Source organism: Blastocatellia bacterium (assembly GCA_035275065.1).
Classification (GTDB): Bacteria; Acidobacteriota; Blastocatellia; order UBA7656; family UBA7656; genus DATENM01.
The window spans coordinates 85,570-110,134 of sequence record DATENM010000054.1 but is presented as its reverse complement, the minus strand read 5'-3'; the positions used below and the strand labels follow the sequence as shown (position 1 = coordinate 110,134).

Annotated in this window: 17 protein-coding genes; 7 read left to right on the top strand and 10 right to left on the bottom strand. The window is 61.7% G+C overall.

Features of this window, described 5'->3' with window-relative positions; all coding sequences use genetic code 11:
* Nucleotides 1–19: 19 nt before the first annotated feature.
* Entirely contained in the window at nucleotides 20–1,744 is a 1,725-nt protein-coding gene (locus tag VJ464_11860; protein ID HKQ05821.1) for a CRTAC1 family protein, read from the bottom strand.
* Nucleotides 1,745–1,878: 134 nt separating this feature from the next.
* On the opposite strand from VJ464_11860, the gene VJ464_11855 reads away from it, so the two are divergent.
* Nucleotides 1,879–2,976 carry a transposase gene (locus VJ464_11855; protein HKQ05820.1) on the top strand — a complete coding sequence of 366 codons (1,098 nt, stop codon included), beginning with the start codon at nucleotides 1,879–1,881 and terminating at the stop codon, nucleotides 2,974–2,976.
* Nucleotides 2,977–3,001: 25 nt separating this feature from the next.
* Here the strand turns inward: VJ464_11855 and VJ464_11850 are convergent, their stop codons facing one another.
* Nucleotides 3,002–4,396 (bottom strand): tetratricopeptide repeat protein, encoded by a 1,395-nt coding sequence (locus VJ464_11850; GenBank protein ID HKQ05819.1) that lies wholly within the window; start codon nucleotides 4,394–4,396, stop codon nucleotides 3,002–3,004.
* Between the two features lie 181 nt (nucleotides 4,397–4,577).
* Here VJ464_11850 and VJ464_11845 point away from each other — a divergent pair, with 181 nt between their 5' ends.
* The gene (locus VJ464_11845) at nucleotides 4,578–6,707 is read left to right on the top strand and encodes a family 20 glycosylhydrolase (protein HKQ05818.1); all 2,130 of its coding nucleotides are present in this window, start codon (nucleotides 4,578–4,580) and stop codon (nucleotides 6,705–6,707) included.
* A gap of 125 nt (nucleotides 6,708–6,832) precedes the next feature.
* Here VJ464_11845 and VJ464_11840 read toward each other — a convergent pair whose 3' ends face one another.
* The 6 genes from VJ464_11840 to VJ464_11815 all read right to left on the bottom strand — a co-directional run bounded on the left by VJ464_11840 (nucleotide 6,833) and on the right by VJ464_11815 (nucleotide 15,008).
* Entirely contained in the window at nucleotides 6,833–10,015 is a 3,183-nt protein-coding gene (locus tag VJ464_11840; protein ID HKQ05817.1) for an efflux RND transporter permease subunit, read from the bottom strand.
* Complete coding sequence (locus VJ464_11835; protein HKQ05816.1) at nucleotides 10,012–11,634, bottom strand: efflux RND transporter periplasmic adaptor subunit; 1,623 nt, start codon at nucleotides 11,632–11,634, stop codon at nucleotides 10,012–10,014. Before VJ464_11835 ends, VJ464_11840 begins: the two co-directional genes overlap by 4 nt.
* On the bottom strand, nucleotides 11,634–13,151 hold the full coding sequence (locus tag VJ464_11830; GenBank protein ID HKQ05815.1) for a TolC family protein: 1,518 nt from the start codon (nucleotides 13,149–13,151) through the stop codon (nucleotides 11,634–11,636). Before VJ464_11830 ends, VJ464_11835 begins: the two co-directional genes overlap by 1 nt.
* Nucleotides 13,152–13,290: 139 nt before the next feature.
* Complete coding sequence (locus VJ464_11825; GenBank protein HKQ05814.1) at nucleotides 13,291–14,349, bottom strand: YncE family protein; 1,059 nt, start codon at nucleotides 14,347–14,349, stop codon at nucleotides 13,291–13,293.
* Between the two features lie 156 nt (nucleotides 14,350–14,505).
* Nucleotides 14,506–14,754, bottom strand: coding sequence for a hypothetical protein (locus VJ464_11820; protein ID HKQ05813.1), 249 nt, complete (start codon nucleotides 14,752–14,754; stop codon nucleotides 14,506–14,508).
* A 38-nt stretch (nucleotides 14,755–14,792) separates the two neighbouring features.
* Complete coding sequence (locus tag VJ464_11815; protein HKQ05812.1) at nucleotides 14,793–15,008, bottom strand: hypothetical protein; 216 nt, start codon at nucleotides 15,006–15,008, stop codon at nucleotides 14,793–14,795.
* A 61-nt stretch (nucleotides 15,009–15,069) separates the two neighbouring features.
* On the opposite strand from VJ464_11815, the gene VJ464_11810 reads away from it, so the two are divergent.
* Both VJ464_11810 and VJ464_11805 read left to right on the top strand, forming a co-directional pair.
* Nucleotides 15,070–15,660: a tyrosine-protein phosphatase gene (locus VJ464_11810; protein ID HKQ05811.1), complete on the top strand. Its 591-nt coding sequence runs from the start codon at nucleotides 15,070–15,072 to the stop codon at nucleotides 15,658–15,660.
* Between the two features lie 28 nt (nucleotides 15,661–15,688).
* Entirely contained in the window at nucleotides 15,689–16,261 is a 573-nt protein-coding gene (locus VJ464_11805) for a tyrosine-protein phosphatase (GenBank protein ID HKQ05810.1), read from the top strand.
* 12 nt (nucleotides 16,262–16,273) lie between these two features.
* Here the strand turns inward: VJ464_11805 and VJ464_11800 are convergent, their stop codons facing one another.
* Complete coding sequence (locus tag VJ464_11800; protein HKQ05809.1) at nucleotides 16,274–17,137, bottom strand: GNAT family N-acetyltransferase; 864 nt, start codon at nucleotides 17,135–17,137, stop codon at nucleotides 16,274–16,276.
* Nucleotides 17,138–17,526: 389 nt separating this feature from the next.
* Between VJ464_11800 and VJ464_11795 the strand changes: the two genes are divergently transcribed.
* The 3 genes from VJ464_11795 (at nucleotide 17,527) to VJ464_11785 (ending at nucleotide 23,354) form a co-directional block, all read left to right on the top strand.
* Nucleotides 17,527–18,903 (top strand): peptide MFS transporter, encoded by a 1,377-nt coding sequence (locus tag VJ464_11795; protein HKQ05808.1) that lies wholly within the window; start codon nucleotides 17,527–17,529, stop codon nucleotides 18,901–18,903.
* 104 nt (nucleotides 18,904–19,007) lie between these two features.
* Nucleotides 19,008–20,657 carry a peptide MFS transporter gene (locus tag VJ464_11790; protein ID HKQ05807.1) on the top strand — a complete coding sequence of 550 codons (1,650 nt, stop codon included), beginning with the start codon at nucleotides 19,008–19,010 and terminating at the stop codon, nucleotides 20,655–20,657.
* 51 nt (nucleotides 20,658–20,708) lie between these two features.
* Nucleotides 20,709–23,354, top strand: a complete 2,646-nt coding sequence (locus VJ464_11785; protein HKQ05806.1) for a prolyl oligopeptidase family serine peptidase — start codon at nucleotides 20,709–20,711, stop codon at nucleotides 23,352–23,354.
* A gap of 75 nt (nucleotides 23,355–23,429) precedes the next feature.
* Here the strand turns inward: VJ464_11785 and VJ464_11780 are convergent, their stop codons facing one another.
* Nucleotides 23,430–24,467 carry a hypothetical protein gene (locus VJ464_11780; GenBank protein ID HKQ05805.1) on the bottom strand — a complete coding sequence of 346 codons (1,038 nt, stop codon included), beginning with the start codon at nucleotides 24,465–24,467 and terminating at the stop codon, nucleotides 23,430–23,432.
* Nucleotides 24,468–24,565: the final 98 nt, after the last annotated feature.

The window sequence follows — 24,565 nt, the reverse complement described above, 5'->3', positions numbered from 1 at the left end:
TTCAGGCGCGCGCCAACCTTCATTTGACGGGCGAGCGGGCCGGCGGTGTCTTCTTAATAATCCCCTTGCCTTCTTCAATCACGACGAATTGATTGATGGGCGCATCCTTGATCGTCTCAAGCTTGCCGTCCGGCCAGCGAATCTCGATCAGGTCAACGCGCGCTTTCTTGCCGAGCCCGAAGTGAATGCGGCTGTCGCTTTGCGAAATGTAGCTGCCGCCGCTGCGCGCTTCCATCGTCTGAGTCAGGTCCTCGGCGACGACTTTGATTCGCGCGCCGAGCGCGTCGCGGTTGCGCCGCGTGCCGACGGTCTTGATGGTGATCCAGTTATTGGCGTTGCCGCCCTCGTTTCTGAGAACGACCGGCGTGCCGTCCAGGTTGTTGATGACCACATCGATGTCGCCATCGTTATCGATATCACCAAACGCGGCGCCGCGACCGACGCGCCGGGCCATCAGCGCATCGCCGGACGTGGCCGCCACTTCCGCAAACGTCCCATCGTGCTCGTTGTGAAAGAGCAGGACGCGCTGTGCATAGGTCGCCGCGCCGTTGATGCTATCGACCTGCGGATAGACGTGGCCGTTCACCACCAGCAGATCGATCCAGCCGTCGTTGTCATAATCTACGAAGTCCGTCGCCCAGCCGACTAAAGGAATGCTGATCTGCGCGAGCTTCGAGGCGAACGACACATCTTTGAAGAAGCCGCCCTTTTCCTGACGATAGAGCGTGTTGTATTCGTCTGCGAAGTTGGTGACGAAAATATCCGGCAAGCCATCGTGGTCATAGTCGCCGATGGCCAGCCCCATCGAGCCTTGCTCGTTACCGTCTTCGCCGACGCCCGAGCCCGACAGCAGGCCGATCTCCGCGAATGTCCCATCGTGGTTGTTCTTATAGAGAAAATTCGGGCCGGAGTCGTTGGTCAGATAAAGGTCGAGCCAGCCATCGCCGTCCAGGTCGCTCCACAGCGGCGTCATGCCGTAGCGCCCATCGGGGTCATCGACGCCGGCTTTCTTGGACACATCGGTGAAGGTGCCGTCGCCGTTGTTGTGAAAGAGCGAGTCGCCTGCGCCCGGCAGGCCGCGCGGCCCGCATTGCACGGGGAGGCCGCGATACTGGCAGAACTTGCCCTTGCCGAATTCCGGCAAGCCATTCAGCCGGAAGTCCACATAGTTCGCAACAAAGAGGTCGAGGTTGCCATCATTGTCGTAATCGCCAAAGGCCGCGCCCGCGGACCAGCGCGGGTCGTCTACGCCGGCTTTCTTCGTCACCTCTTCGAACGTGCCATCGCCTTTGTTGCGGTAGAGGTGGTTCGGCCCCAGGCAGGTGACGTAGAGATCAGTCCAGCCGTCGCCATCGTAGTCGGCGGCCACCACGCCCATCGCCCAGCCCGGGTAAGCCAGCCCGGCTTTGTCAGTCACGTCTGTGAACGTGCCATTGCCATTGTTGCGATAGAGCGCGCTGCGCGAGCTTTTCGGGTCCGTCGCGGTTTCGACCGTCAGCGAGTTGGTCAGGTAAACATCAAGCCAGCCATCGTTGTCAAAGTCGAACAAGGCGACGCCCCCGCTCATCGATTCGACGATGTATTTCTTTTCGGGAGCCGAGACATGACGGAAGCGTATGCCCGCGGCTTCAGTCACGTCCACGAACTTGACATTGCCATTGGCGCTGGCGCTCGCGAGCGCCAGCGGGCGCGGCAGCAGGGTGAGCAAGGCGGATATCAAGATGAGCCACAACGTAAGTTTCATCCGTAGTGCCTTTCGTCAGTGAGAGCGGAAACCCTGTACTTTAGTGCCGGGAGGAGTAATAGTCCGCAGCGCCCAAACCATCCGCCATATATCTCCACTTGCTTCAATACTTGAACGTCTGCCATACTTCGGTTGTGAAATTGATAGCGCAAGTAAAGCTGAATCCGAGTAGAGAACAAGCTAAACTGCTCAAGCAAACGCTTGAGCAAGCGAACGCCGCTTGTAACGCTATCAGTGAACTTGCGTGGGACTCTCAGACATTTGGGCAGTATGCAATCCATAAAGCCTATTACTCGAAAGTGAGAGAGCAATTCGGCCTTTCGGCTCAGATTGTAGTCAGATGTATCGCTAAGGTTGCAGACGCCTACAAGCTGGACAAACAGACGCAAAGGCGATTCAAGCCATATGGCGCGATTGCTTACGATGATCGCATTCTGACGTGGCGTACTGACAAGCGATTCGTCAACATCTGGACGGTTGGCGGTCGCCAGCCAATCCCTTACCTGTGTGGTGAGCGTCAGAAAAAAATGCTTGAATCCAGACAAGGCGAGTCTGACCTTGTGCATCGCAAGGGCAATTTCTTTCTGCTTGCTGTCTGTGAGATTCCAGAGCCGACGCCGCAAGAAATTGATGACGCTATCGGTGTTGATTTCGGCATCGTCAACATTGCTACTGACTCGGATGGGCAGACCTACAGTGGCGAATCTATAGAGAAGAATCGCCACTGGTATCAGAGCCGCCGCAACATACTTCAAAGCGTCGGCACTCGCTCGGCCAAGCGCAGACTTAAACAGTTGAGCGGCAAACAGAGCCGCTATCAACGTGACGTGAATCATAGAATCAGCAAGGAACTTGTCTCTAAAGCCAAAGACACAAAGCGGGCGATAGTGGTGGAGGAATTGACGCACATTCGCCAACGGACAACGGTTAGGCACAAAGACAGGGCCAAGCATTCCAACTGGACTTTCTCTCAACTCAGAGCTTTTGTGACCTACAAAGCAAGGCGCGAAGGTGTCAGCGTGATTGCGGTAGACCCGCGCAACACAAGTCGTACATGCTCGCGCTGCGGTCACTGTGAGAAAGCGAATCGCAAATCGCAGTCTGAGTTTGCCTGTAAGTCCTGTTCGCATAGTTCCAATGCTGATTACAACGCCGCGTTAAACATCCGTTCTCGCGCTACTGTCAACAAGCGCATGGTGTCGCATCCGCAGGCACAAGCCGCCTCCCTTTAGGAAGCGGCAGCTGACTACCTTGACCTTATTGCCGGGTGTCGGGGCGCGGCGCGGCGGTAAAGGGCTGCTGCCGGCTTGAGCGGAGCTTGTCTTTGGCGCGCTTCTGGGCCTCCGTGTAAAGCTGTTGCTCCTGGCGGGCGCGCCCCAGGTCGCCGAGCCGCGCATAAACCTGGCTGAGCTGATAATGAACTTTCGGCTCGTCGCCGTCGCCGCGGGCCGAGGCTTCGAGCGCGTCGCGCGCCCGCTCGTACTGGCCTTGCGCCGCATAAACCATGCCGAGTCCGAGGTGGGCGCGGGCGTGCGCCGATTGCCGACGGATGACTTGCGCGAACAGCTCTTGAGCGCGGCCCAGCTCGCCGACTTCATAGGCGATGACGCCGAGATGATAGTAGGCATCCGTCTCTTCGGGATTGAGCTTCAAACACTGGTCGAGATGCAGGCGCGCTTTGTCGAAATCTTTTTCGAGATAGTAAGTCCAGCCGAGATAAAGATGGCCGCGCGGGTCGGCGGGTCGCAGTTGCGCATAGCGCTCGAAGGGCGTCAGCGCCGGGTGATAGTCTTCTGTGTTGAGCAGCGCTTCGCCTAACAGAAACAGGTATTCGGGCCGGTCGGCTTCCAGGAGCAGCGCTTTGCGCATGGCGATGACCGCTTCGCCGGCGAGCTGATTTTGCAGGCTCAACTGGGCGAACTCATAAAGCAGGTCGGTAGAGTTCGGCGCTAGTCTGAGGGCTTGCGCGATGGCTTCCCAGGCGTGCGGCGTATCGCCCAGCTTGAGCCGCACCCCGGCAAGCTGACGCAGCGCGGTGATCGAGTCGGGCTTTTGCAGTAGCACCTGGCGCAGACTCTCTTCGGCTTTCGCAAAATCGCCGGCGGTGACCTGCAAGCGCGCCAGCACTTCCCAGTAATCCGCCGGGCGAGCGGTCGTCGGGATCGCGGTCAATGTCTTGATGGCTGTCGGAAAGTCGCCGCGGTCAGCGTAGAGCAGCGCCAGGTTAAAGAGGATGTCAGGGTGGGCGGGAAAAACCTTCGCGGCGTTTTCAAAGATCGCCAAAGCGCGCGCCGGCTGGCCCGTCTGTTTGTAGAGGTAAGCGAGGTTCAGGTGCGCGCTTACAAGGCGTGGCGCGCTCTGGATGGCGCGTTGAAAGAAGGCTTCGGCTTCGGCGAATCGCTTTTGCTCGGCGCGTATGACGCCCATAAAGTTGAGCGCATCGGGCTGAGCGGGCCGCCGCTTCAAGATGGCTTGCAGCACCGCCTCGGCCTTGCCGAGATCATGCGCTTTCAAATTGCTTATGGCTTGCTTGAGCTGGGCGGCTTCCGTGGCGCGCTGGGCCGGTGCCGCGGTCACACGCAGGGAGAGCAGCGCCGCGATCAGCAGCGCGAAAGCCAACAGGCCGCGCCCTCGATAAGTCACCTGCTTCATGCTGTTCCTGAGTCCGGCGATTGAGTGTCGCGGAAAGTCTATCAAAGACCGCTGTGCTTTTCCAATTTTGCCGCGCCGCGCCGGCTCGCCGAACGCGTCGCCGCGTTAAGAGATTGACGAAAGGTTTGCTATAATGGTGGCCCAACAAGCTGCAAGAATTCAAAACCGATTGAGGGTAGGAATGAAAAACGCCAAGTTCACTATCGGCCTCATTCTGCTGTGCGTGTTGCAGGCGAGCGCGCAGCCCCAGGACTCCAGTCAGCCCATGCGACGGCAACATCGCCTGATGCCGGTGCCCGCCGCCATGCAGTTTCAGGGCGGGCGGCTGAAGATCGATGCGTCGTTCGCGGTCGCCATCGCTGGCCACGCCGACGCCCGGCTCGAAGCCGGAACGCAGCGCGCCATGCGCCGGCTTGAAGGGCGCACCGGCATGACGCTGTCGCGCGCCCTGGCGAGCGACCCGCAGGTGGCGACGCTGCGCATCGAGTGTCGCGGGCCAGGGCTGCCGGTGCCTTCGGTCAACGAGGACGAATCCTACACGCTTGAGGTGTCGGACAAGCAGGCGCTCTTGAAAGCGGCGACGGCGGTGGGCGCGCTGCGCGGCCTCGAAACCTTCCTGCAACTGCTCGAAGGCGACCGTGGCGGATATTACATTCCGGCGGTCAACATTCAAGACCGCCCGCGCTTCCCGTGGCGCGGATTACTGATTGATTCGGGCCGCCACTTCGAGCCGGTCGAAGTCATCAAGCGCAACCTCGACGGCATGGCTGCCGTTAAGCTCAACGTCCTGCACTGGCACCTCTCGGAAGACCAGGGCTTCCGCGTCGAGTCGAAGCGTTACCCGCGCCTGCATCAGATGGGCTCGGACGGGCTCTATTACACCCAGGAGCAGATTCGCGACGTGATCGCTTACGCGCGCGACCGCGGCATCCGCGTGATGCCGGAATTCGATATGCCGGGCCATGCGACGAGCTGGCTGGTCGCTTACCCTGAGTTTGCGAGCGCGCCGGGGCCATATACGATTGAGCGCAAGGCGGGCATCTTTGATCCGACGTTCGACCCGACGCGCGAAGAGGTTTATAAATTCCTCGAAGGCTTCTTCACAGAGATGGCCGGGCTGTTTGCTGATGATTACATCCACATCGGCGGCGACGAAAACAATGGCCGCCAGTGGACCGCCAACCCGCAGATTCAAGCCTTCATGAAGGCCAAGAACATCAAGGACAACCACGCGCTGCAAGCCTATTTCAACCAGCGGTTGTCGCGGATACTTGAGAAGCTCGGCAAGAAGATGATCGGTTGGGAGGAGATTCTTCACCCCGACCTGCCGCAAGACATCGTCATCCAATCATGGCGCGGGCCGAAGTCGCTGGCCGAGGCGGCGCGCAAAGGCTATGACGGCATTCTATCGGCAGGCTATTACATAGACCTGATGTACCCTGCGTGGCAGCACTACAAGAATGACCCGGTCGCCGCTGACACCACACTCAGCGAGAAAGAGCTGACGCACATCCTCGGCGGCGAAGCGACGATGTGGGGCGAGTGGGTCAGCCCTGATACCATTGATTCGCGCATCTGGCCGCGCACCGCCGCCATCGCCGAACGTTTGTGGTCGCCGCGCGAAGTCACAGACGTAGACGATATGTACCGGCGGCTCGACGCGGTCAGCATCGAGCTTGAAGAACTGGGGCTGACGCACGAACGGAACTTGCCGATGATGCTGCGCCGCCTGGCCGGTGGCCGTGAGATCGGCCCGCTGCGCACGCTGGTGTTAACGGTCGAGCCGGTCAAAGAATACCACCGCAATCAGGGACGTGGGGCGACGATGCTTTCGCCGCTGACGCGCTTGATTGATGCGGCTCGTGCTGACAGCCGCGCGGGCCGCGAGCTGGCGATGCTGGTGGATGATCTGCTCCGCGACGTGCCGCGCTTCAGCCGCAACCGCGAGCGCCTTCAGATGATGTTCAGCGAGTGGCGCGACGCGCGCACGGCGCTCGACGCGATGATCGATAAGTCGCCGGTGCTGCGCGAAGCCGAACAACTGCCGCGCGATCTGGCAGACATCGGCAGCGCCGGCCTGGAAGCGTTGGCTTATCTCGCCTCGGACATCACGCCTCCAGAGGGCTGGCGCGAGGCGAAGATGGCCATGCTCGAACAGGCCGCCAAGCCGAAGGCCGAAGTCGAATTCGCCATCATCGAGCCGGTGAGAAGGCTGATCATGCTGGCGGCAGAGATGGCCACGCTGAAGAGCCTTCCGCCATCGCAGTGGAAGGACCGCGTGCTGACCGTGACCGCGCCAAAGAGCCGTTAGCAGTCGTCAGCCAATCATCGCTTTGCCGCATTGAGTATGATGAGCTTGCTGCTGCGATTGCGCCATGACGTAGATACCGTCTTGATTTTCAAGACGGTATCTACGTCACTCCGCTAGTGACTTTGTTACAGCCCTGCCGGCATGATGCGGCGGCGATAGAGCATCGCGTAAACCGTCGGCGTCACGATCAGCGACAGCAGCAGCGCGATCATCAAGCCGCCGATCACCGCAATCGCCAGCGGCTGTAACATCTCTGCGCCCGAGCCGAGCGCCAGCGCCAGCGGCAGCATGCCGAACATCGCCGCAAGCGAAGTCATCAGCACAGGGCGAAAGCGCCGCCGCCCCGACCGCAGCAACGCTTCTCTGAGCGTGTCGCCCGCCGCCAGATGATCTTCGACGGCGTCCAGCATCAGGATGCCGTTTTTGGCGACGATGCCGATCACCATGATCATGCCCATCAGCGACACGACATTGAGCGTCGTCCGCGTCACGAAGAGCGCCACCAGCACGCCGCTCAAGGCCAGCACCGCGCCGGTGAGGATGGCCAGCGGGTGCGAGAACGAGCGGAACTCGATGAGCAGCGTGACGAAGACCAGCGCCACCGCCAGCCCGAGCGCCAGCATCAGCTCGCGGAAGCTCGATTGCTGCTCGCGATACAATCCGCCGTATTCAACCGTCATGCCCGGCGGCAGCTTCACTTCGCGGGCGAGCCGCGCCTTGATGGCCTTGATGGCGCTGCCGAGGTCAAGCCCTTCGAGCCGCGCTGTCACCGCGACTGTCGTGCGCAAGCCGTCGCGCGCAATCTCTGCCTGCCCGGGGTCATATTCGACATCGGCGACTTGATCGAGGCGAAAGAGCGTGCCCTTTGCCGGCGAGCGAATCTGCAACCCCTTCAATGTGTCGAGCGAGGCTTTCGCCTCGGGCGGCAAGAGGACGCGCACGGTGATCAAGCGGCCCTGTTGCAGGATCGCCGAGCTGGGGTCGCCGGTCATCGCCGTCGTCACGGTGTTGGCGATGTCCGTCGCCGTTACGCCGAGCTGCGCGGCGCGCTGCGGGTCAACGCGAAAGATGATGGCCGGGCCGCTAACGGTCACCGTGATACCGTCATCAATGTCGACGATGCCGGGCATCTCCGACTTGCCCATCTTCTCAAGCATCTCGGCAATCTCTTTCGCCTTTTGTCGCAGCGCCGCGGTGTCTTCGCTGAACAGCATGATCTCGATGGGTTGCGGCGAGCCGGTCAGATCGCCGATCAGGTCGCCGAGAATGCCGGGCAGTTCGACGCGGCTCATGCTCGGCTCGGTGCTTGCAATCTCTTTGCGCAGATCGTCTTTTACATCTTCAGTCTTGTGCTTGCGCTTGCGCTTGAGCTTGACGAGAAAGTCGCCGGTGTTCGGCTCGGTGATCGACAATCCGAGCTGTAGCCCGGTTCGCCGCGAATAGCTCTCGACGTCTTCGTTCTCCTGCAACATCTTTTCGACGTGCTTGAGAATGCGGTCAGTCTCCGCGAGCGACGTGCCCGGCGGCGTGAAGTAATCAAGCACGAACGCGCCTTCGTCGAACTCCGGCAGGAACTCTGACCCGAGGCCGCGATAAACCATGTACGAAACGACCAGCACGCCGAGGCAGAGCAACAGCACCAGCGGGCGATTGTCGAGCGCGCTGCCCAATAGCCATTCGTAGCGCGTGACGATGGCGCGCAGGAAGCGCCCGTGCTGGGCTTCTTCTTCGCGCTCGTTGGCGCGCATCTCGCGTTGGCGCTCGCTCATCTCGGCATCGTCGTGTGGCGGCGGGGGCGGCTCTGACTGGGTCTCTGGCAGCGGCTCGCGCGGCGGCACTTTGACGAACAGCTCGGCAAGCACAGGCGTAAACGTCAAGGCCAGCACCAGCGAAGTCAACAAGGCCACCGCCATAGTCAGCGCCAGCGAGCGAAAGAAGACGCCGGTCACGCCGGTCAGCAGCGCCAGCGGCAAAAAGACGACGACCGGCGTCACGGTCGAGCCGATGATCGGGATGGTGATTTCAGAAACCGCCGCCTGCATCGCCGCGCGCCGCGCGCCGCCGCGCGCCAGATGCGTGAAGATGTTTTCGACGACGACAATGGCATCATCAATCACCAGACCGATGGCCGCCGCTACGCCGCCCAGCGTCATCAGATCAAAACTCAACCCCGCCAGCCACATCGCCAGAAACGTCGCCAGCACCGTCACCGGAATGACTAAGATCGCGACGAGCGTCGTCCCCCAGTTGCGCAGGAAGCCGTAAAGAATCGCCACCGACAGCAGCAAGCCGATGAGGATCGAATCGCGCACAGACTTGATCGACTCGCGCACCAGCAACGATTGATCGTAAAACGGCGCGACCTTCACATCCTTGGGAAGCAAGGCGCGCATGCTGTTCAGCTCGGCCTGCGCCGCATCAACGACGGCAACCGTGTTGGCGTTCGGCTGCCGCGTGATGTTGAGCAGCACTGCCGGGTGACCGTCGGCAGTAACGATGGTGTAGTTGGGCGCGACGCCTTCGCCCACCGTGGCGACATCGGCGACCGTTACCGGCGCATTGTTGATAACGGTGACGACGATAGCGCCCAGCTCAGCCGGCTTGCGCGCCTGGCCGCTTACCAGCGTCAGCTCAAGCTGGTGGTTTTCTTCGAGCAAGCCTGGCGAATCGATGACGTTGGCATTGCGCACCGCGTCTACGACTTGCTGCAACGACACGCCGCGCGCATGCAATCGCTCAGGGTCAACCGCGATGTGGTACTCGCGCGTCTGGCCGCCGGCGACCGCCACCTGGGCAATGCCCGGCAGCCGCGCCAGTCGCGGGCGAATCGTGTAAGCCGCCAGCTCGCGCAACGATTGCGGGTCGCGCTCATCCGAAGTGATGCTGTAGCCGGCCACGGGAAAGACCGCGAAGGTCAAGCGGTCAACTCGGCGAATGGCGGCCGTCGGCGGCAGGCTAGAGGTGAGCTGCGACAGCCGCGTCTGGACGAGTTGCAGGGATTGAATGATGTCAACGTTCCAGTCGAAGAAGAGGTTGATGTCGGCGGCCCCGCGCTGCGTCGTCGAGCGAATGCGCTGGATGCCGGGGATGCCGTTCATCGCTTCTTCGATGGGCCGCGTCACCGAAACCAGCATCTGCGCCGCCGGCACCACGCCGTTGTCGACGACGATGACGATGCGCGGGAAGTCGGTTTGCGGAAAGATGGCGATGGGCAATCGAAAAGCGGCGTAGACCCCGGCGGCGCAAAGCAGCGCCACGAAGACGACGACCGCGCGCGATTGATTCGAGATGACCCGCGCCCAGCTCAAGGCTTGCCCCCCGGTTGCGCCGGCGGCTTTGTCGGCGGCTTTGCTGGCGGCTCGCCTTTTGTGGTCGGCGTTACATCAGGCGTTTTCGGCTTTGCGCCGCCCGGATTCGGGTTTGCGCCGCCGGGATTCGGCGGGGCGTTATCGCCCGCGGGCTTGGTCTGCTGTGGCATGCCGCCGCCGGGGCCAGGCTTGTCGCTGCCGCCTTCGCCCTTGCCGCCTTCGTCCTTGTCGCCGCCCTCTTCCTCTTCGCCGCTATTGATCTCGACCTTCGTGCCGTCGGGCAGCGCGTAGTTGCCTTCGATAATCACGGCCTCGCCGCCTTGCAGCCCCGAGGTAATCTCCATCTGCTCGGAGGTGCGGATGCCGATGGAGACTTTGGTTTCGTGGGCGACCTTTTCATGCGAAGCCGGGTCTTCCGCGACGACCATCACCGTGCCTTCGTCGGCGTTGGTCGCTTTCAAAGTGACGGCGGCTGCCGGGACGATGACGGCGTCGGTCACGGTCTCTGTAGTGACGATTACTTTCGCGGCGCTGTTGACGTTCATCCGCCCGCCGGGGTTCTTGAGATTGATCCAGACCTCGACCGTGCGACTTTGCGGATCGGTGGCCGGGCTGATGAGCGAAACCGACGCCTCGATCTTTTCATCCGGCAACTCCTGCGGCAGCACGGTCGCCGGGTCGCCGGCCTTGAGATGGACCGCGACCGTGTCAGAGACCGGCGCTTTAATAATCACCTCGCTGTCATCAGCGACGGTGAACAACTTCGCCCCGGCGGCGGCGTACTCGCCCTGATACTGGAACTGCTCGGTGATGACGCCGGCGAACGGCGCGCGAATCACCGCGTAGCTCAGTTGCGTGTCGAGCGCCACCAGACGATCCTGCGCCTGTTTGACTCGCGAGGCGGCGGCGGCGCGGTTGTTCGGATTGCTGGCCGTCTGGTGCAGACGGGCGGCGGCTTCGGCGGCGCGCAAATCATTCTCGGCGGTCGTCAGCGCCAGTTGCGAAGCTTCGAGGTCTTTTTTCGAGATGCCGCCGCGCTCGAAAAGCTGGAGCCGCCGCTCGTAAGTCGCCCGCGCATTGTTGACGTTGGCGCGCGCGTCGCGCACCGCTTTCTCGTCCTGCGAGGTGGCTTCGGGAATCGTGCCGCCGCTCAGCAATCGCAGGTTGGCCTGCGCTTCGTCGAGCGCCGCTGCCGCCTCGGCGCGCTGCGCCTGCACGTCGCGGGCTTCGAGCGTAGCGATCACCTCGCCGGCCTTGACGTGGCGGTTTCTGACCAGCGGCATAGACTTAATCTGGGCGCTGATTTTCGGGCTGACGGTCGCCTGTTCGCGCGGGAAGATGGTGCCGAGCGCCGTAATCTCCGAGGCAATCGTGCCGCGCTCGGCCTGGGCGACGCGCACGCTGACGGTGATGTCCGCGGCCTCTTCTTCGGCAGCGGTTTTCTTCGCCGGCCACAGCCAGTAGACCAGAATCACGAAGGCAATGAGCGAAGCCGTGACGATCAGCCAGGTGCGGCTGCTCACACTTGAAACCCGCACCCAGAGCCGGCTTCGCGCCGTGCGGGGTTCTTCGCCGGGCGGCCTGTCGAGCTTTAAAAGTTTATCTTCTTCGCGTCCCATCACTGTCCTGCGGCTTGCGCCAATCGCGTCCGCGCGATCTGATAATCGAAGAGCGCCTGGAACAAGGCGGCGCGCTGGGCGGCGAGCGTCGTCTGCGCGTCGGTGACTTCAAGGATCGGCGCTTCGCCGGCGCGGTAGCGGGCGATGGAAGTCTGCACGTTGCGCTCGGCGACGGTGACGGCGCTCTGCAAAATCTGCACGCGCCGCGCCGCCGACAGCGCCTGCTCGCGCGCCGAGTAAAACTGCTGGTTGAAGGTGCGCAAGGCCAGCGCGCGTTGCGCGTCGAGGGACTGGGCGCGCAATTGCGCCTGACGCTCGCGGCTGCGACTGATGCCCCAATCGAATAGGGGGATCGTCACGCTAATGGTTGCGAGGACGCCGGTGTGCTGCTTGAGCGGCGTCGGCTTCAACGAGTCGGTGTCGAAGCCGCCGTTGAGGCTATAAGAGAGTTGCGGGCGGCGCTCGGCGCGGGCGGCAGAGACTTCCTGCTCGGCGGCGCGGCGCTGCGCGTCGAACTGTTGAAGCTCCGGTCGCTTTGTAATATCCGCCACAGCAAAGCCGTTCAGCTCATTGGTGTCGGGCGGCGCGATGGTCAGGTCGGTCGCCGCAATCGGGCGAGTGAAATCGTAACCGACAAAGACGCGCAAGGTGTCCGCGGCGATCAACTCGGCGGCGCGCGCCTGCTCCATCTCGTCACGGCGGGATGCGGTCTGCAAGCGCGCCCGCGCGTAATCGACCTCGGCGACTTCACCGCCTTGAAAGAGCAGGTTGGTGATCTGCTCGAACTCTTCGGCGGCCTTCAGGCTCAGTTCTGCCGAGCGCCGGCGGGCGGCGGCCAGCGCCAGCCCGTAATAGGCTTCGTTGACCGCCTGGACGAGCGCGCGGCGAGCGACTTCGGTGCCGGCGTGCGCGGCTTCAAGCAGCGCGGCGCTGCGGCGTAGCGAGGCGCGCAGGCGGCCCGACAGGTCTATGTCGCCGGTGACGCCGACCAGCGGCTCGTACTCGCGCACGGCATTGGCGCTGATGAAGCTGAAAGCATCCGCCGGCATCGGGCCGTGCGACGGCGAGTTGTAGGTGAACGATAGCGAGCTGGTCAGGCGCGGCAGGAAAGCCAGCCGCGCTTGGCGCACGTCTTCGGCGGCGATCAACTCTTCGACGCGCGCCTGCTGAAAAGTCGAAGCCTGATTGATGGCCTGCTGCACGGCATCACCGAGCGCAATCGGAGTGCCCGGCTGCGTGGGCGCTTGCGTCGCCGGTTGCGCAAAGGGCACGGCGGGTGCGGGAGGTTGCGCAGGTGTGGTTGGCGGCGCGGGGTTGGGCGCGGGGGTCGGCGGGTTCTGATTTTGCGAAGGCTTTGTTGCCGGTGGATTCGGGTTCTGCTGCGGCGTCGGCTGCTGCTGCCCGTGCGTGTTGGTGATCCATATAACAGAGAGCAGCGCGGCGGCAAGGCCGAGCCGGATGCGCGAACGGAGAGCCTGTCGGATGATGCGGGCGGTGCGATTCTTCAGTGTGATCATCTCTGTCGCCGTTCAAGCCGCGCGACTAAGGATCAGCCGGCAGCTTAAACGAATGGGGAAAGCTCATCCACACCTGAATCATAACATCGGCATTGCTGTGCGCGCACTTCGTTGACTGCCACGCCTTACCTCTGCCGCTTCACTTGCCGTAGACCAGAACGACAAACGAGCCGGGAACGATAGAAGGCCGCGGGCGCGGGCGTTCCGGCGTGGCGGCGGGCGGCGGGCCGAATTGCGCCGTCGCCACGTAGACGTTGTGCGTCTTGGGGTCGAGGGCGATTGTGCGCGCGCCTCTCTGCGTCGGCACGGTTTCGACGACCGTGTACTTGTCGGCGGCGTCTTCATGCACGACGGTCAGCGTGCCTTCGCCGTTCGAGCTGAAGGCAAGCTTCGTGTCCGGGTCGAATGCGGCGCCGTCCACGCCCTGGCCGATTGCGAGGTCGGCGACGACGCGCCCGTTGTCGGCATTCATCACGATCATCTTTTTGTTGGAGCAGACAACGAAGAGACGGCGCGTGTGGCGGTCCATCGCCATGCCGCTCGGCTCTTCGCCGGGCGCAAGCGGCCAGCGCGCCTTGACGCTCAGACTCTTTGAATCAAACGCCACGACTTCGCTCTTGTCTTCGATGTTGACGTAGACCATGCCGTGACCATCGGCGGCGGCGAACTCCGGCTTGCCGCCAAGCGCGATGGTGCCGGCGACCGTGCCGGTGGCCGCATCAATGGCGGTCGTGTCGGCGCTCGCGCCGTTGAAAGTGAAGACGCGCCGCGACGCCGGGTCATAAATAATGGCGTCGGGATTCTTGCCGGTCTTAACCTGTCCGGTGACGCTCAGCGTCTTCAGGTCAAAGATCGTCACGTTGTTGTCGCGGCCATTGCTCGTAAAGCCGTGGCCGACCTCCGGCACAATGGCGATGCCGTGGACGCCATTGGTGTTGGGAATCTCGCCGACGACCGAGCCCTTGTCCAGATCAATCACGACGACGCGCGTGGCGTGCGAGACATAAAGGCGGCGCGCGTCGCTATCCACCGTCAGGTAATCCCATCCGCCCTCGCCGCCGACCTCTATGCGCTTCAGCAGGTGATAGCCCGCCGGCGGTTTCTTGTCAGTCAACGGCTGGGCTTGCGTGGCAATATAGGCAGTGAGTAAGAAGACGGCGGTCAGCAAAGGGAGCAATTTGATTCTTGAGGCGCGCATTACATCGGGCTCCTTCCACGAGGTGCTTTTAGAGCTATCATCCGGGGAGATGGATTCAACCAATAGCATGGATGTTTCTAAAGCTTCGCCCCGCGGTTGTCAACAAGCCGCCGCCAGCTTTGATCGTGCCGGCGCGCTTTTCCCACGGCTGTGCGCTCAATGATGGATCAGGTGATGCTTGATGGCTCGGCGGTGTTTGACCACCTGATAGCCGACGCTGCCGGCTGGCCCGAATGCCATGCCGATGGCTATGGGAGCGCCAATCGAAGCGATCTTTTTTGCCGCCGAATGGTGATGATGCCGCTTGTGATGATGGCGGTGCGACCCGGCCAGAGCGTCCGGCGCGAGGCTCATCAACATCAGGCCCGCCGCGAGAATAATAGACAATACGCCTTTCCGGTTCATATATTCCTCCCTCAATCTCTGCTCTTATTCAGGCAACATCAGTGCCATAAAGATGCGCTGCGCCAGCCCTGTAAAGCGCCGAAGCGGGCGGCGGTGTTCTGATACGTGTCAACAGCGGAGACAACCATACAGGGGGGCGCATCTTCGAGCAGGGTGAGAGTTGAGCCCTCCGCCGGCGCAATAAAATCACAAGATGGCGGCGCAAGAAAATCGTAAGAATACGCTTTACAACGATTCAGCACTTGGCGCATCATAATTAACGCACCCCAACAAAACACGAACTATTGGGTCAGGTTTTTCTAAGGAGACTGTCGTATGCGTGTCAATCGAAAACTCTCTCGCGCCGTGTCTGTGGTCCCGGCGCTGGTTATTGCTCTGGCCGTCCTCGCGGTTGCGCAAACCGGCTCGGACAGCCGCTCGGCAAACGTTCGCATCAAGAATTTCGGCCAGGTGGATAAGCACCTCTATCGCGGCGCGCAGCCAAGTCGTCGTGATTACGCCGATCTGGCGGCGCTCGGCGTCAAGACCGTCATCGATCTTCAGCAGGATGGCGAAGGCGGCGAAGAGCAAGAGGTCGAGGACGCGGGGATGAAGTTCTACCGCATCCCGATGAGCGACAAATCATGGCCGTCGGCGGAAAAGGCCGAGCTGTTCTTGAAGCTGGTCAATGATCCCGCCAACCAGCCGGTCTTTTTCCATTGCCACGGCGGCCGCCACCGCACCGGCGCAATGACGGCGATCTATCGTCTCACCCACGACAAGTGGACGGCCGACCGCGCCTATGCCGAGATGAAGCAGTACGATTTCGAAAGCGGCTTCGGTCACGGCACGCTCAAGGATTACGTCTACGATTACGCGCAGAAGTCGCAGAAGAGCATCGTCGTTGATGCCGGCACCAACAAGTAACCAGCCACTCTGAAGAGGGTCATCAGTTATGAAGCAACGATTCAATCGCCTGAGCTCCAGTCTGCTTGTGCTGGCGCTCCTGGTCTCGGTCAGCGCCGCTCAGAGTGAGGTGCGTTACAAAGAGCTGCCGAACTTCCGCAAGGTGCAAGACCACCTTTATCGCGGCGGCCAGCCCGCGACCGGCGGCGTGAAGAAGCTCGCTGAGATCGGCGTCAAAACCATCATCAACCTGCGCGGCGAAGACGAGCTCTCACACGCCGAAGAGGCCGAAGCCAAGGCGCTCGGCCTGCGCTACTACGCCGTGTCGATGCCGGGGTTGAGCCGCCCGACTGACGCGCAGGTCAAGAAGGTGATGGCGCTCATAGACGATCAACAGAACTGGCCGGTCTTTATTCACTGCAAACGCGGCTCTGATCGAACCGGAACGATCATTGCCTGTTATCGCATCGCGAAAGAGGGCTGGACGGACGAGCGCGCCATTGCCGAGGCCCGGCAGTACGGCATGAGCTGGACGGAATTCGGTATGCGGAATTACATCTCGGATTACGCCCGCCAGAATCTTGAGCAGGCCAAGCAGGTCAAGGTCGGGGTGACGCAGTAAGCGCGCCCCGCCTTAGCGTCCCAGCAGATAGAACCAGCGCGGATCGCCTTCGCCGTCCGCGCGCAAAAAATCTTCAACCACAAACCCGGCTTCAAGGGCCGCAAGAAACGCCGCGCGGGTCGCCTCGCGCCAGCGAGTAGCGGCCTGCGGCTGGCGTTCTTTCAGCGCCGTGATATCGTGCGGAATCTCGATCATGCACGAATCGCCGGCCAGCCGCGCCGCAAAATCTTCTAGCTGCGGCTCCCCCGCCGTGTTGATGACGAGCGCCATGCGCGCCGCCTCTTCAAGATCAGCGATAAGCTTAGCGGGGCGGGCGCTCGCCTGGTCGCGGCGGATGCGCGTCTTGACGTGATGGCTGGCAAGCAGCCAGCGCACCCACAGCCGGTCTGTGCCGAACCCCTGATGCAGCGGGCTCGAAGTCGCTTCGCCATAAAAATTGACCAGATACCGTTCCGAGATGACGCCGAGCTTGCCGAAATTCAGGTGGGCGTTCAGGCTTTGTAGCGGGTCATACGTCCAGGTGATTTCGTCGAGGTTGTGGCCCATCGCGAAGTCGCGTTGCGCCAGCTTGAGGTAAAAGCCCGCCTGGGCGTTGCGGCATTCGGGCTTGACCGCCAGCATATGCGAATGGATCGAGGCGCGGCCGCCTTCGAGCGCCGGGAAGCCATACGCAAAGCCGATCATCCGGTCGCCGTCAAAAGCTCCGAGAACGCAGCCGCCCGCATGCGCTGTGGCCATCATGGTTGCCGCCGGCATGATGTCGAGATCGCTGAACTGCCATGCCTCGCGCTGCAACTCTTCGATGGCGTGATACTCGGCTTCGCTCCTGACTTCGCGAATGACGTACCGCTTACCGCCTGAATCCCACTCAAACATTGGCTCATCCATCTTCACTGAATTCGATTGGCCCACGCTCGCGCCCAGTGTAGCCGGCAACGCAGAGCGTAACAAGCGACAAGTGATGCCGAGAGAAGTCAGGAGTCAGGAGTCAGAATGAATAAGGAAGTCGGCGGCCGTGAGTACACTTCGCGCGCCGCCGCTTTTATTCTGACTCCTGACTCCTGACTCATGACTTCCTCTTTCTCGTCCCTGGTCACCATCTGAATGCGTTTGCCGCTCGGTTTGCGGCTCGGTTAGAATCAAGTTTCCGAATTGCCCATCAGCCTCTCTCGCCCCGGGTGTTGCGGGATTGATCTACCACGATCAAGCGGAGGCGGTAGGCGCGCAATCCCGCTGACCCACTTCAAGTCAAGGAGCCGAGACCTATGGCGACACGCACGCACACGCCGGATGTCATCAACCCGGTGACTGGCGACCTGGATAAACATCCGCCCGGGCTTTATGTATTGTTCGCCACAGAGATGTGGGAGCGCTTCGGCTTCTACACCATGGTGGCGATGTTCACCCTTTACCTGCGCGACGAGAAAGAAGGCTTCGGCTGGTCGGCGGCAGAGGCGTCAACGCTGTACGCCAACTATCAGATGTTTGTCTACGCCAGCCCGCTCCTCGGCGGCTGGCTGGCGGACAAGTATCTCGGCTACCGCCGCGCCGTGATGATCGGCGCGGTCTTTTTTATGGCCGGCTACTTGATGCTTTATGTCCATTCGCTGCCGGTGCTCTACACGGCGCTCACCTTCCTGGTCATCGGCAATGGCCTGTTCAAGCCGAACGTGTCGACGATGGTCGGCAACCTCTACCCCGACGGCAGCCGCCTGAAAGACCGCGCCTACAACCTCTTCTACATGGGGATCAATATCGGCGCTTTTCTCGCGCCCATCTCGGCCACCATCGTGCAGGCCAAATTCGGCTTCCGCCCGGGCTTCACCGTCGCCGCCCTCGGCATGGTCTTGTCGCTGGCGATCCTCTGGCGCTTTAAGCATTACGTCGAGGAGAAGAAGAAGGCGTTAACCGGCCCGCGCGAGATGGCCGACGCGGCGGCGACCACCGCCGACGCGCCGCCCGCGGGCATCAGCCGCCAGAGCGCGATGGATGCGGTGCCCGAATGGAAGCGTATCGGCGCACTCGTTGTCGTCTTCCTGGTCGTTATCGTCTTCTGGATGGTCTTTCATCAGAATGGCACGACGATCACCTTCTGGGCGGACGAGAACACCGCCTGGAATGTGCGCGGCATCATCTCGAACGCCATCAACCCCGGCTGGGTCATCTTGCTAACGGTGCCGCTGATCACCTTCTGGCGCTGGCTCGACAAGAAAGGCAAGGAGCCATCAACGCCGACCAAGATGGCCTTCGGCATGGCGATGACGGCGCTGGCGTTCTTCATCTTCTTCCTGGCGGCAAAGTCGGGCGAGGCGACGGTGACCGGCAGCAATATCTACGCTTACAAAGTCTCGCCCGCCTGGCTGGTCGGCGCTTATGGCGTGCTGACGCTTGGTGAGTTGATGCTCTCGCCGATGGGCTTGTCGCTGGTGTCAAAAGTCGCGCCGACGCGGTTGCGCGGCTTTATGATGGGCGGCTGGTTCTTTGCGACGGCGATGGGCAACAAGCTGACGCAGATCGCCGTCTTCTGGACGAAGTGGCCGCACTCAACCTTCTGGATCGTCTTGAGCGGGTTGGCGCTGGTGATGGCCGTCGTCCTGCTTGTCTTGCTGCGCCCGCTCAAGAAGGCGATGCCCGGCGTCTGATCCGTGGCGGATAGGACAAACGATTCAGCGGCAGAAGGGGAATGCCGCGGGCGAACGGCGCGCCGTTCGCGCCTTGATCGCAATCAACATAAGGACAATCTAATATGGCAACTAACACCTTCACGCCCGACGAGGCCGCCGATTCGGCGTTAGATACATCCGGGCTCGGCGGCCAGCCGGCGGGACTCTCGACGCTCTTCTTCACAGAGATGTGGGAGCGTTTTAGCTATTATGGCATGCGCGGTCTGCTGCTGCTGTTCATGAAAACTCCGGTAGCCGAGGGGGGCCTGGGCTTTGCCATACCCAAGGCGGCAGCCATCTATGGCGCCTACACGGCATCGGTCTACCTGATGTCGCTGCCCGGCGGCTGGGTCGCCGATAATCTGCTCGGCGCGCGATTGTCCGTGCTGATCGGCGGCATCCTGATCGCCTGCGGCCATTTCTCGATGGTCTTTTCGTCGCTATCGACATTTTATGCCGGCCTGATCCTGATCGTTTTCGGCACCGGCCTGTTGAAGCCGAACATCAGCACGATGGTCGGCAGCCTCTACAGCAAAGACGACCCGCGCCGCGATGCCGGGTTTTCGATCTTCTACATGGGCATCAACCTGGGCGCATTCCTCGCGCCGATTGTTTGCGGCTTTCTGGCGCAGAGCGACTGGTTCAAAGGATTCCTTGGGCGAATGGGATTTCATCCCGAAGGGAGCTGGCACTGGGGATTTGCTATGGCTGGCATCGGCATGACGTTTGGGCTGATTCAATATCTTGCCGCGCGCAAGCGCCTGGCTCAAGTCGGCAACCGGCCCCGCAAGGGGCAAGTCGCCCTCACGGCGGAGCCTCAGACGGAGGCCGCCGTGCACAGCGGCGGTGCGACGGCTGGCGCGGGGAGCAGCGCGGCGGCAGTGTTAAAAGGGATGACCTGGCTGTTGTGGGCAGGCGCGCTGGTCATGTTGGTTTTGGCCATCATTTCGCTGAGCCGTTTTCTGTCGAGTGACGCGGATGACATCACCGGCGTCTACGTGCAGTTTGTGATCCCCGCCGTGCTGGTGTTGATAAGCATCGAAACGCGCTACCTTCACGGCGTCATGGCGAGCGGCGAAAAAGCGCGCGCCATAGATGAGGCCAAGCGGCTGTTGGTGATCTGGGTGCTGTTCATCTTTTCGACAGTCTTCTGGATGGCCTTCGAGCAGGCCGGCTCGAGCTTGAATCTCTTCGCCGACGAATTGACCCGAAAGACGATCTTCGGATTCACGTATCCTTCAAGCTGGATGCAATCGGTCAACTCGATTTTTCTGATCTTGCTGGCGCCGGTCTTTTCCTGGATATGGTTGCGCTTGAAAGACCGCAATCCATCAAGCCCGGCCAAGTTCGCAAATGGGTTGCTGTTCGTCGGTTTGGGCTTCCTTGTCCTGGCTTATGCGTCTTCGCTCACAGGCAGCGGCCCGGTCAGCCCCATGTGGCTGATCTTCGTTTACCTGCTGCACACGATTGGCGAGCTCAGCCTGAGCCCTGTCGGCATGAGCACGGTCACTAAAATCGCGCCGCCGCGCCTGGTGGGGTTGATGATGGGCTTATGGTTCCTGTCTATCTCAATCGGCAATCTGGTCGGCGGCTGGGTCGCCGGTCATTTTGAGACGAAGGCCGACGCGCTGGTGCGGTTATTCGGCATCGTTGCGATGACAACAATTGGCGCGGCGGCGGTGCTGGCGGTGCTGACGCCATACATCAAGAAGCTAATGGGGCGGGTTCGTTGAACTCGTTAGCAAACCAACTAATAGTCAACTCAGTGGAATGAGGGAGCGTCTATGAACAGCCTGGCCAAGCTGTGCCATCGGAAGGCTGCGCTCGTGGTGAGCGCGCTGTTGATTGTAAGTCAGATCACGCCGGCTTTCGCCCGGCAAAACGCCCAGGCCGGTGCGGCGGGCGCTAAGCAATTTGACCTGACGATTGACAACATCATGAGCGGGCCGGCGCTGGTCGGCTACGAGCCGGCGAACCTGCGCTGGTCGGCGGATGGCCAGCGGCTCTACTTTCAGTGGAAGCAATACGGCGAGCCGCGCGAGAAAGACCTGGATACCTACGTGGTCAACCGCGATGGCGCGGCGCTGCGCAAGCTCACCCAGGAAGAGGCCAAAAACGCGCCGCCAGCGGGCGGCGAGCGCTCGCGCGACAAAAAGCTGACCGTGTTTGCCGAAAGCGGCGACCTTTTCCTCTACGACAACAGCACGGGGCAGCGCCGCCAGCTTACGGCGACGACCGAAGCGGAAACCAGCCCGCACTTCACGCGCGATGGCAAGCGCGTCACCTTCGCGCGCGGCGGCAACCTCTTCGTGATGGCGCTCGACGCCGGCTTGCTCGCACAGATGACCGACATACGGCCCGCCGGCCAGGGCGCGCCTGGCCCGCAAATCGGCTCCGGGAGCCAGTTCGGCGGTCAGGGCGGTGGCCGCCAGCAGCAGGCGGCAGCGGCGCAACGCGGCACCGAAAGCCAGGAGGTCTTGAAGAAAGACGAGCGCGAGTTGCTCGACGTCGTCAAGCGCCGCGCCGAGAAACGCGAGGCCGACGAAGCCCGGCGCAAGAAAGAAGAGCGCCTCAAGCCATTCAATCTCGCGCCGCGCCAATCGGTCGCCGGCCTTCAGCTTTCGCCCGACGAAAAGTACGTCATCGCTTCGATTGTCGAAGCCGCCGATGGCGCCAAGAACACCGTCGTGCCGAACTATGTCACGGAGTCGGCCTACACCGAAGACATCCCCTCGCGCACGAAAGTCGGCGACGCGCAATCGCGGCTGCGGCTGGCGGTGCTCAATCTCGAAAGCGGCGAAGTCAAATGGGTGGACCACGGGCAGCGGCTCGCGCCGCGCACCGAAACGCGCACCGAGCAACAGGGGGCGCAGGCCGAGCGCCGCGAGGGTGAGCAGAGTGTAAAGCAGGCTACAGAAGGGCAAGCTGCTCAGCGCGACGCTCAGACGGGGCAGGCGGCCGAGCCGGCGCGGCGAACGGCGGGCGACGCAGCACGGCAAGCCAGCGACCGCGATGTGCAGTTGCAACAGCCGATCTGGTCCGAAGACGGCAACCGCGCCGTTTTGATGGCGCGCGCCGCTGACAACAAAGACCGCTGGGTGCTGGCGCTCGATCCGGCGACGGGCCGCACCCGCGTGATCGCCAGCGAGCATGATGCGGCATGGATTGATGGGCCGGGCGCCTTCACGCTCGGCTGGCTCGGCGACAACCAGCACCTCTATTTTCAATCCGAGCGCGACGGCTACGCGCACCTTTATACAGTCGCCTACGATGGCGGCGACGCCCGGCAGATGACCTCGGGCAAATGGGAAGTCACAGGCGTACAGCTCTCCGAAGACAAGTCGAAGTTCTACCTAACGACCAGCGAAGTCCACCCCGGCGAGCGTCACCTCTACGCCATGAACGTGGACGGCGGCGAGCGCGTCAAGCTCACCTCGATGCCCGGCAGCAATCAATCATTCATCTCGCCCGACGAGAAAACGCTGGCGCTCGTTTACTCGTACAGCAACAAGCCGCCTGAGGTTTACCTGCAAGAAAACCGCGCCGGCGCAAAGGCGATGAAAGTCACCAGTTCGCCGGCGCCGGAATTCTGGTCATACAACTGGGCTGACCCGCCGATTGTCACCTTCAAGGCGCGCGACGGCGCGACGCTGTATGCAAGACTCTACAAGCCGCCGACCTTTAAGCGCGGCGGCGCGGCGGTTATCTTCGTGCATGGCGCAGGCTACTTGCAGAACGTGCATCGCTGGTGGTCGAGCTATTATCGCGAATACATGTTCCATCACCTGTTGATGGAGCATGGCTTCACGGTGCTTGACGTCGACTATCGCGGCTCTGCCGGTTATGGGCGCGACTGGCGCACGGGAATCTATCGTCACATGGGCGGCGCGGACCTGGACGATCATGTTGATGCGGCGCGCTGGTTGGTAAGCGAGCAAGGCGTTGACAGCCGGCGCATCGGCATCTACGGCGGCAGCTATGGCGGATTCATCACGCTGATGGCGATGTTCACGCAGCCCGATGTTTTTGCGGCGGGCGCGGCGCTGCGGCCCGTCACCGACTGGGCGCACTACAACCACCCTTACACGGCGAATATTTTGAACACGCCGCAGGCGGACGCCGAAGCCTACAGACAGTCATCGCCTATCTACTTTGCCGAGGGCTTGAGAGGGGCGCTGCTGATCTGTCACGGCATGGTCGACACCAACGTGCATTTCCAGGACACCGTGCGCCTGGTGCAGCGTTTGATCGAGCTGCGCAAAGAGAACTGGGAGCTGGCGGTCTTTCCGGTCGAAGATCATGGCTTCGTCGAGCCGACGAGCTGGGCCGACGAGTACAAGCGCATCTTCAAACTGTTCACCACGCAGTTGCAGGGCGACATCAGGCCCGCGACCGCGAAACAGGCCGGAGCCGCCGCCCGAAAGAAGTGAAAAGAAAAGCGCCCCAGCGTTTGATCCTTTAAGGTCAAACGCTGGGGCGCTGATGCGGACGGATGCCGAGTCCAGTTAGTAGGATTCGGCGTTGAAGATGTTCTGCAAGATGTTGCCCAGGATGCTGAACACGCCGTTCGAGTAGCTACCATACTGATAACGACCGTTGTAGCCGTCCTCATATCCGCGCTGATAGCCCTGGCGGAAGTAGTACTGGTACTCGCCCGGATCAACGTTATAGGCGTCAAAGCCAAACATTGCATCTTCGTACGCGAACGAATCCTGCGGGCTGTAGCGGAAGCCGTCCTGTCGGTCGGCCTGACCGGCACGCACGCCTTCGGCATAGCCGTTGTTGACTGCCTGGCGGAGCATGTTCACGCCATACTCGTTCGTCGTGTAGTAGGTGCCGCCGCGATAGTAACGATAGCTCGGTCCGCCATAGTAGTAGTAGGGGCGCGAATTCGCTAAGCGGATCTGGTCACGGCGCAGGCGTTCCACATACGACTGCTGGAAGCGCCACTGCGCCATGCGGCGCTGTTGCTGGTAATAGCGCTCGCGCTGCTCGGCGATGCGTTGGCGTTGCTGCCAGTTCTGACGGTACTGGTCAAAGCGGGCTTGCTGCTGGCGCTGCTGTTCCTGCGACCACTGGCGCTGCTGCCGCGAAACGTCCGACTGGCGCTGCTGATCGCGCTGCCAGGTGCGCTGATCCGTGCGCTGATCCGTGCGCGTTTGCTGGTCACGTTGCCAGGTGCGCTGCTGTTGCTGCTGTTGTTGCACCTGCTGTTGTTGCTCTGCGTGGCGCTGTTGCTTATTGGCTTGGCGCTGTTGCTGCGCCTGCTGTTCTTGAACGGCCTGTTGCTGCTGGCGCTGTTGCCGGTCAGCCATGCGCTGCTGCTGTTGTTGCTGCTGCTGCGCCTGGTTGTCGGCGTGGCGCTGTTGCTTATCGGCTTGGCGCTGTTGCTGCGCCTGCTGCTCCTGTTGTTGACGCTCGTGGCGCTCCTGCTTGCGCTGCTCCTTAGCAGGATTCTGCGCGGCGGCAAAGGTGCTGGCTCCCAGCAACAATGTCGCGCCAAGCATCGGCGTCATCACAAATCGCTTCACTAAATTCATCATAACCTCCACTCCTCCCGTTCGATCTCTACCAGATATCAAAGCTCACCCGTCATTTGTTTTTGCAAGCCCCGTACCACTCGGAAAAGCTAATTATTTGT

Bases quoted from the DNA above. Each gene is read 5' to 3' on its own strand.
- VJ464_11860 (HKQ05821.1), bottom strand. From the start codon at position 1,744: ATGAAACTTACGTTGTGGCTCATCTTGATATCCGCCTTGCTCACCCTG.
- VJ464_11850 (HKQ05819.1), bottom strand. From the start codon at position 4,396: ATGAAGCAGGTGACTTATCGAGGGCGCGGCCTGTTGGCTTTCGCGCTG.
- VJ464_11845 (HKQ05818.1), top strand. From the start codon at position 4,578: ATGAAAAACGCCAAGTTCACTATCGGCCTCATTCTGCTGTGCGTGTTG.
- VJ464_11835 (HKQ05816.1), bottom strand. From the start codon at position 11,634: ATGGGACGCGAAGAAGATAAACTTTTAAAGCTCGACAGGCCGCCCGGC.
- VJ464_11830 (HKQ05815.1), bottom strand. From the start codon at position 13,151: ATGATCACACTGAAGAATCGCACCGCCCGCATCATCCGACAGGCTCTC.
- VJ464_11825 (HKQ05814.1), bottom strand. From the start codon at position 14,349: ATGCGCGCCTCAAGAATCAAATTGCTCCCTTTGCTGACCGCCGTCTTC.
- VJ464_11820 (HKQ05813.1), bottom strand. From the start codon at position 14,754: ATGAACCGGAAAGGCGTATTGTCTATTATTCTCGCGGCGGGCCTGATG.
- VJ464_11815 (HKQ05812.1), bottom strand. From the start codon at position 15,008: ATGATGCGCCAAGTGCTGAATCGTTGTAAAGCGTATTCTTACGATTTT.
- VJ464_11810 (HKQ05811.1), top strand. From the start codon at position 15,070: ATGCGTGTCAATCGAAAACTCTCTCGCGCCGTGTCTGTGGTCCCGGCG.
- VJ464_11805 (HKQ05810.1), top strand. From the start codon at position 15,689: ATGAAGCAACGATTCAATCGCCTGAGCTCCAGTCTGCTTGTGCTGGCG.
- VJ464_11800 (HKQ05809.1), bottom strand. From the start codon at position 17,137: ATGTTTGAGTGGGATTCAGGCGGTAAGCGGTACGTCATTCGCGAAGTC.
- VJ464_11795 (HKQ05808.1), top strand. From the start codon at position 17,527: ATGGCGACACGCACGCACACGCCGGATGTCATCAACCCGGTGACTGGC.
- VJ464_11790 (HKQ05807.1), top strand. From the start codon at position 19,008: ATGGCAACTAACACCTTCACGCCCGACGAGGCCGCCGATTCGGCGTTA.
- VJ464_11785 (HKQ05806.1), top strand. From the start codon at position 20,709: ATGAACAGCCTGGCCAAGCTGTGCCATCGGAAGGCTGCGCTCGTGGTG.
- VJ464_11780 (HKQ05805.1), bottom strand. From the start codon at position 24,467: ATGATGAATTTAGTGAAGCGATTTGTGATGACGCCGATGCTTGGCGCG.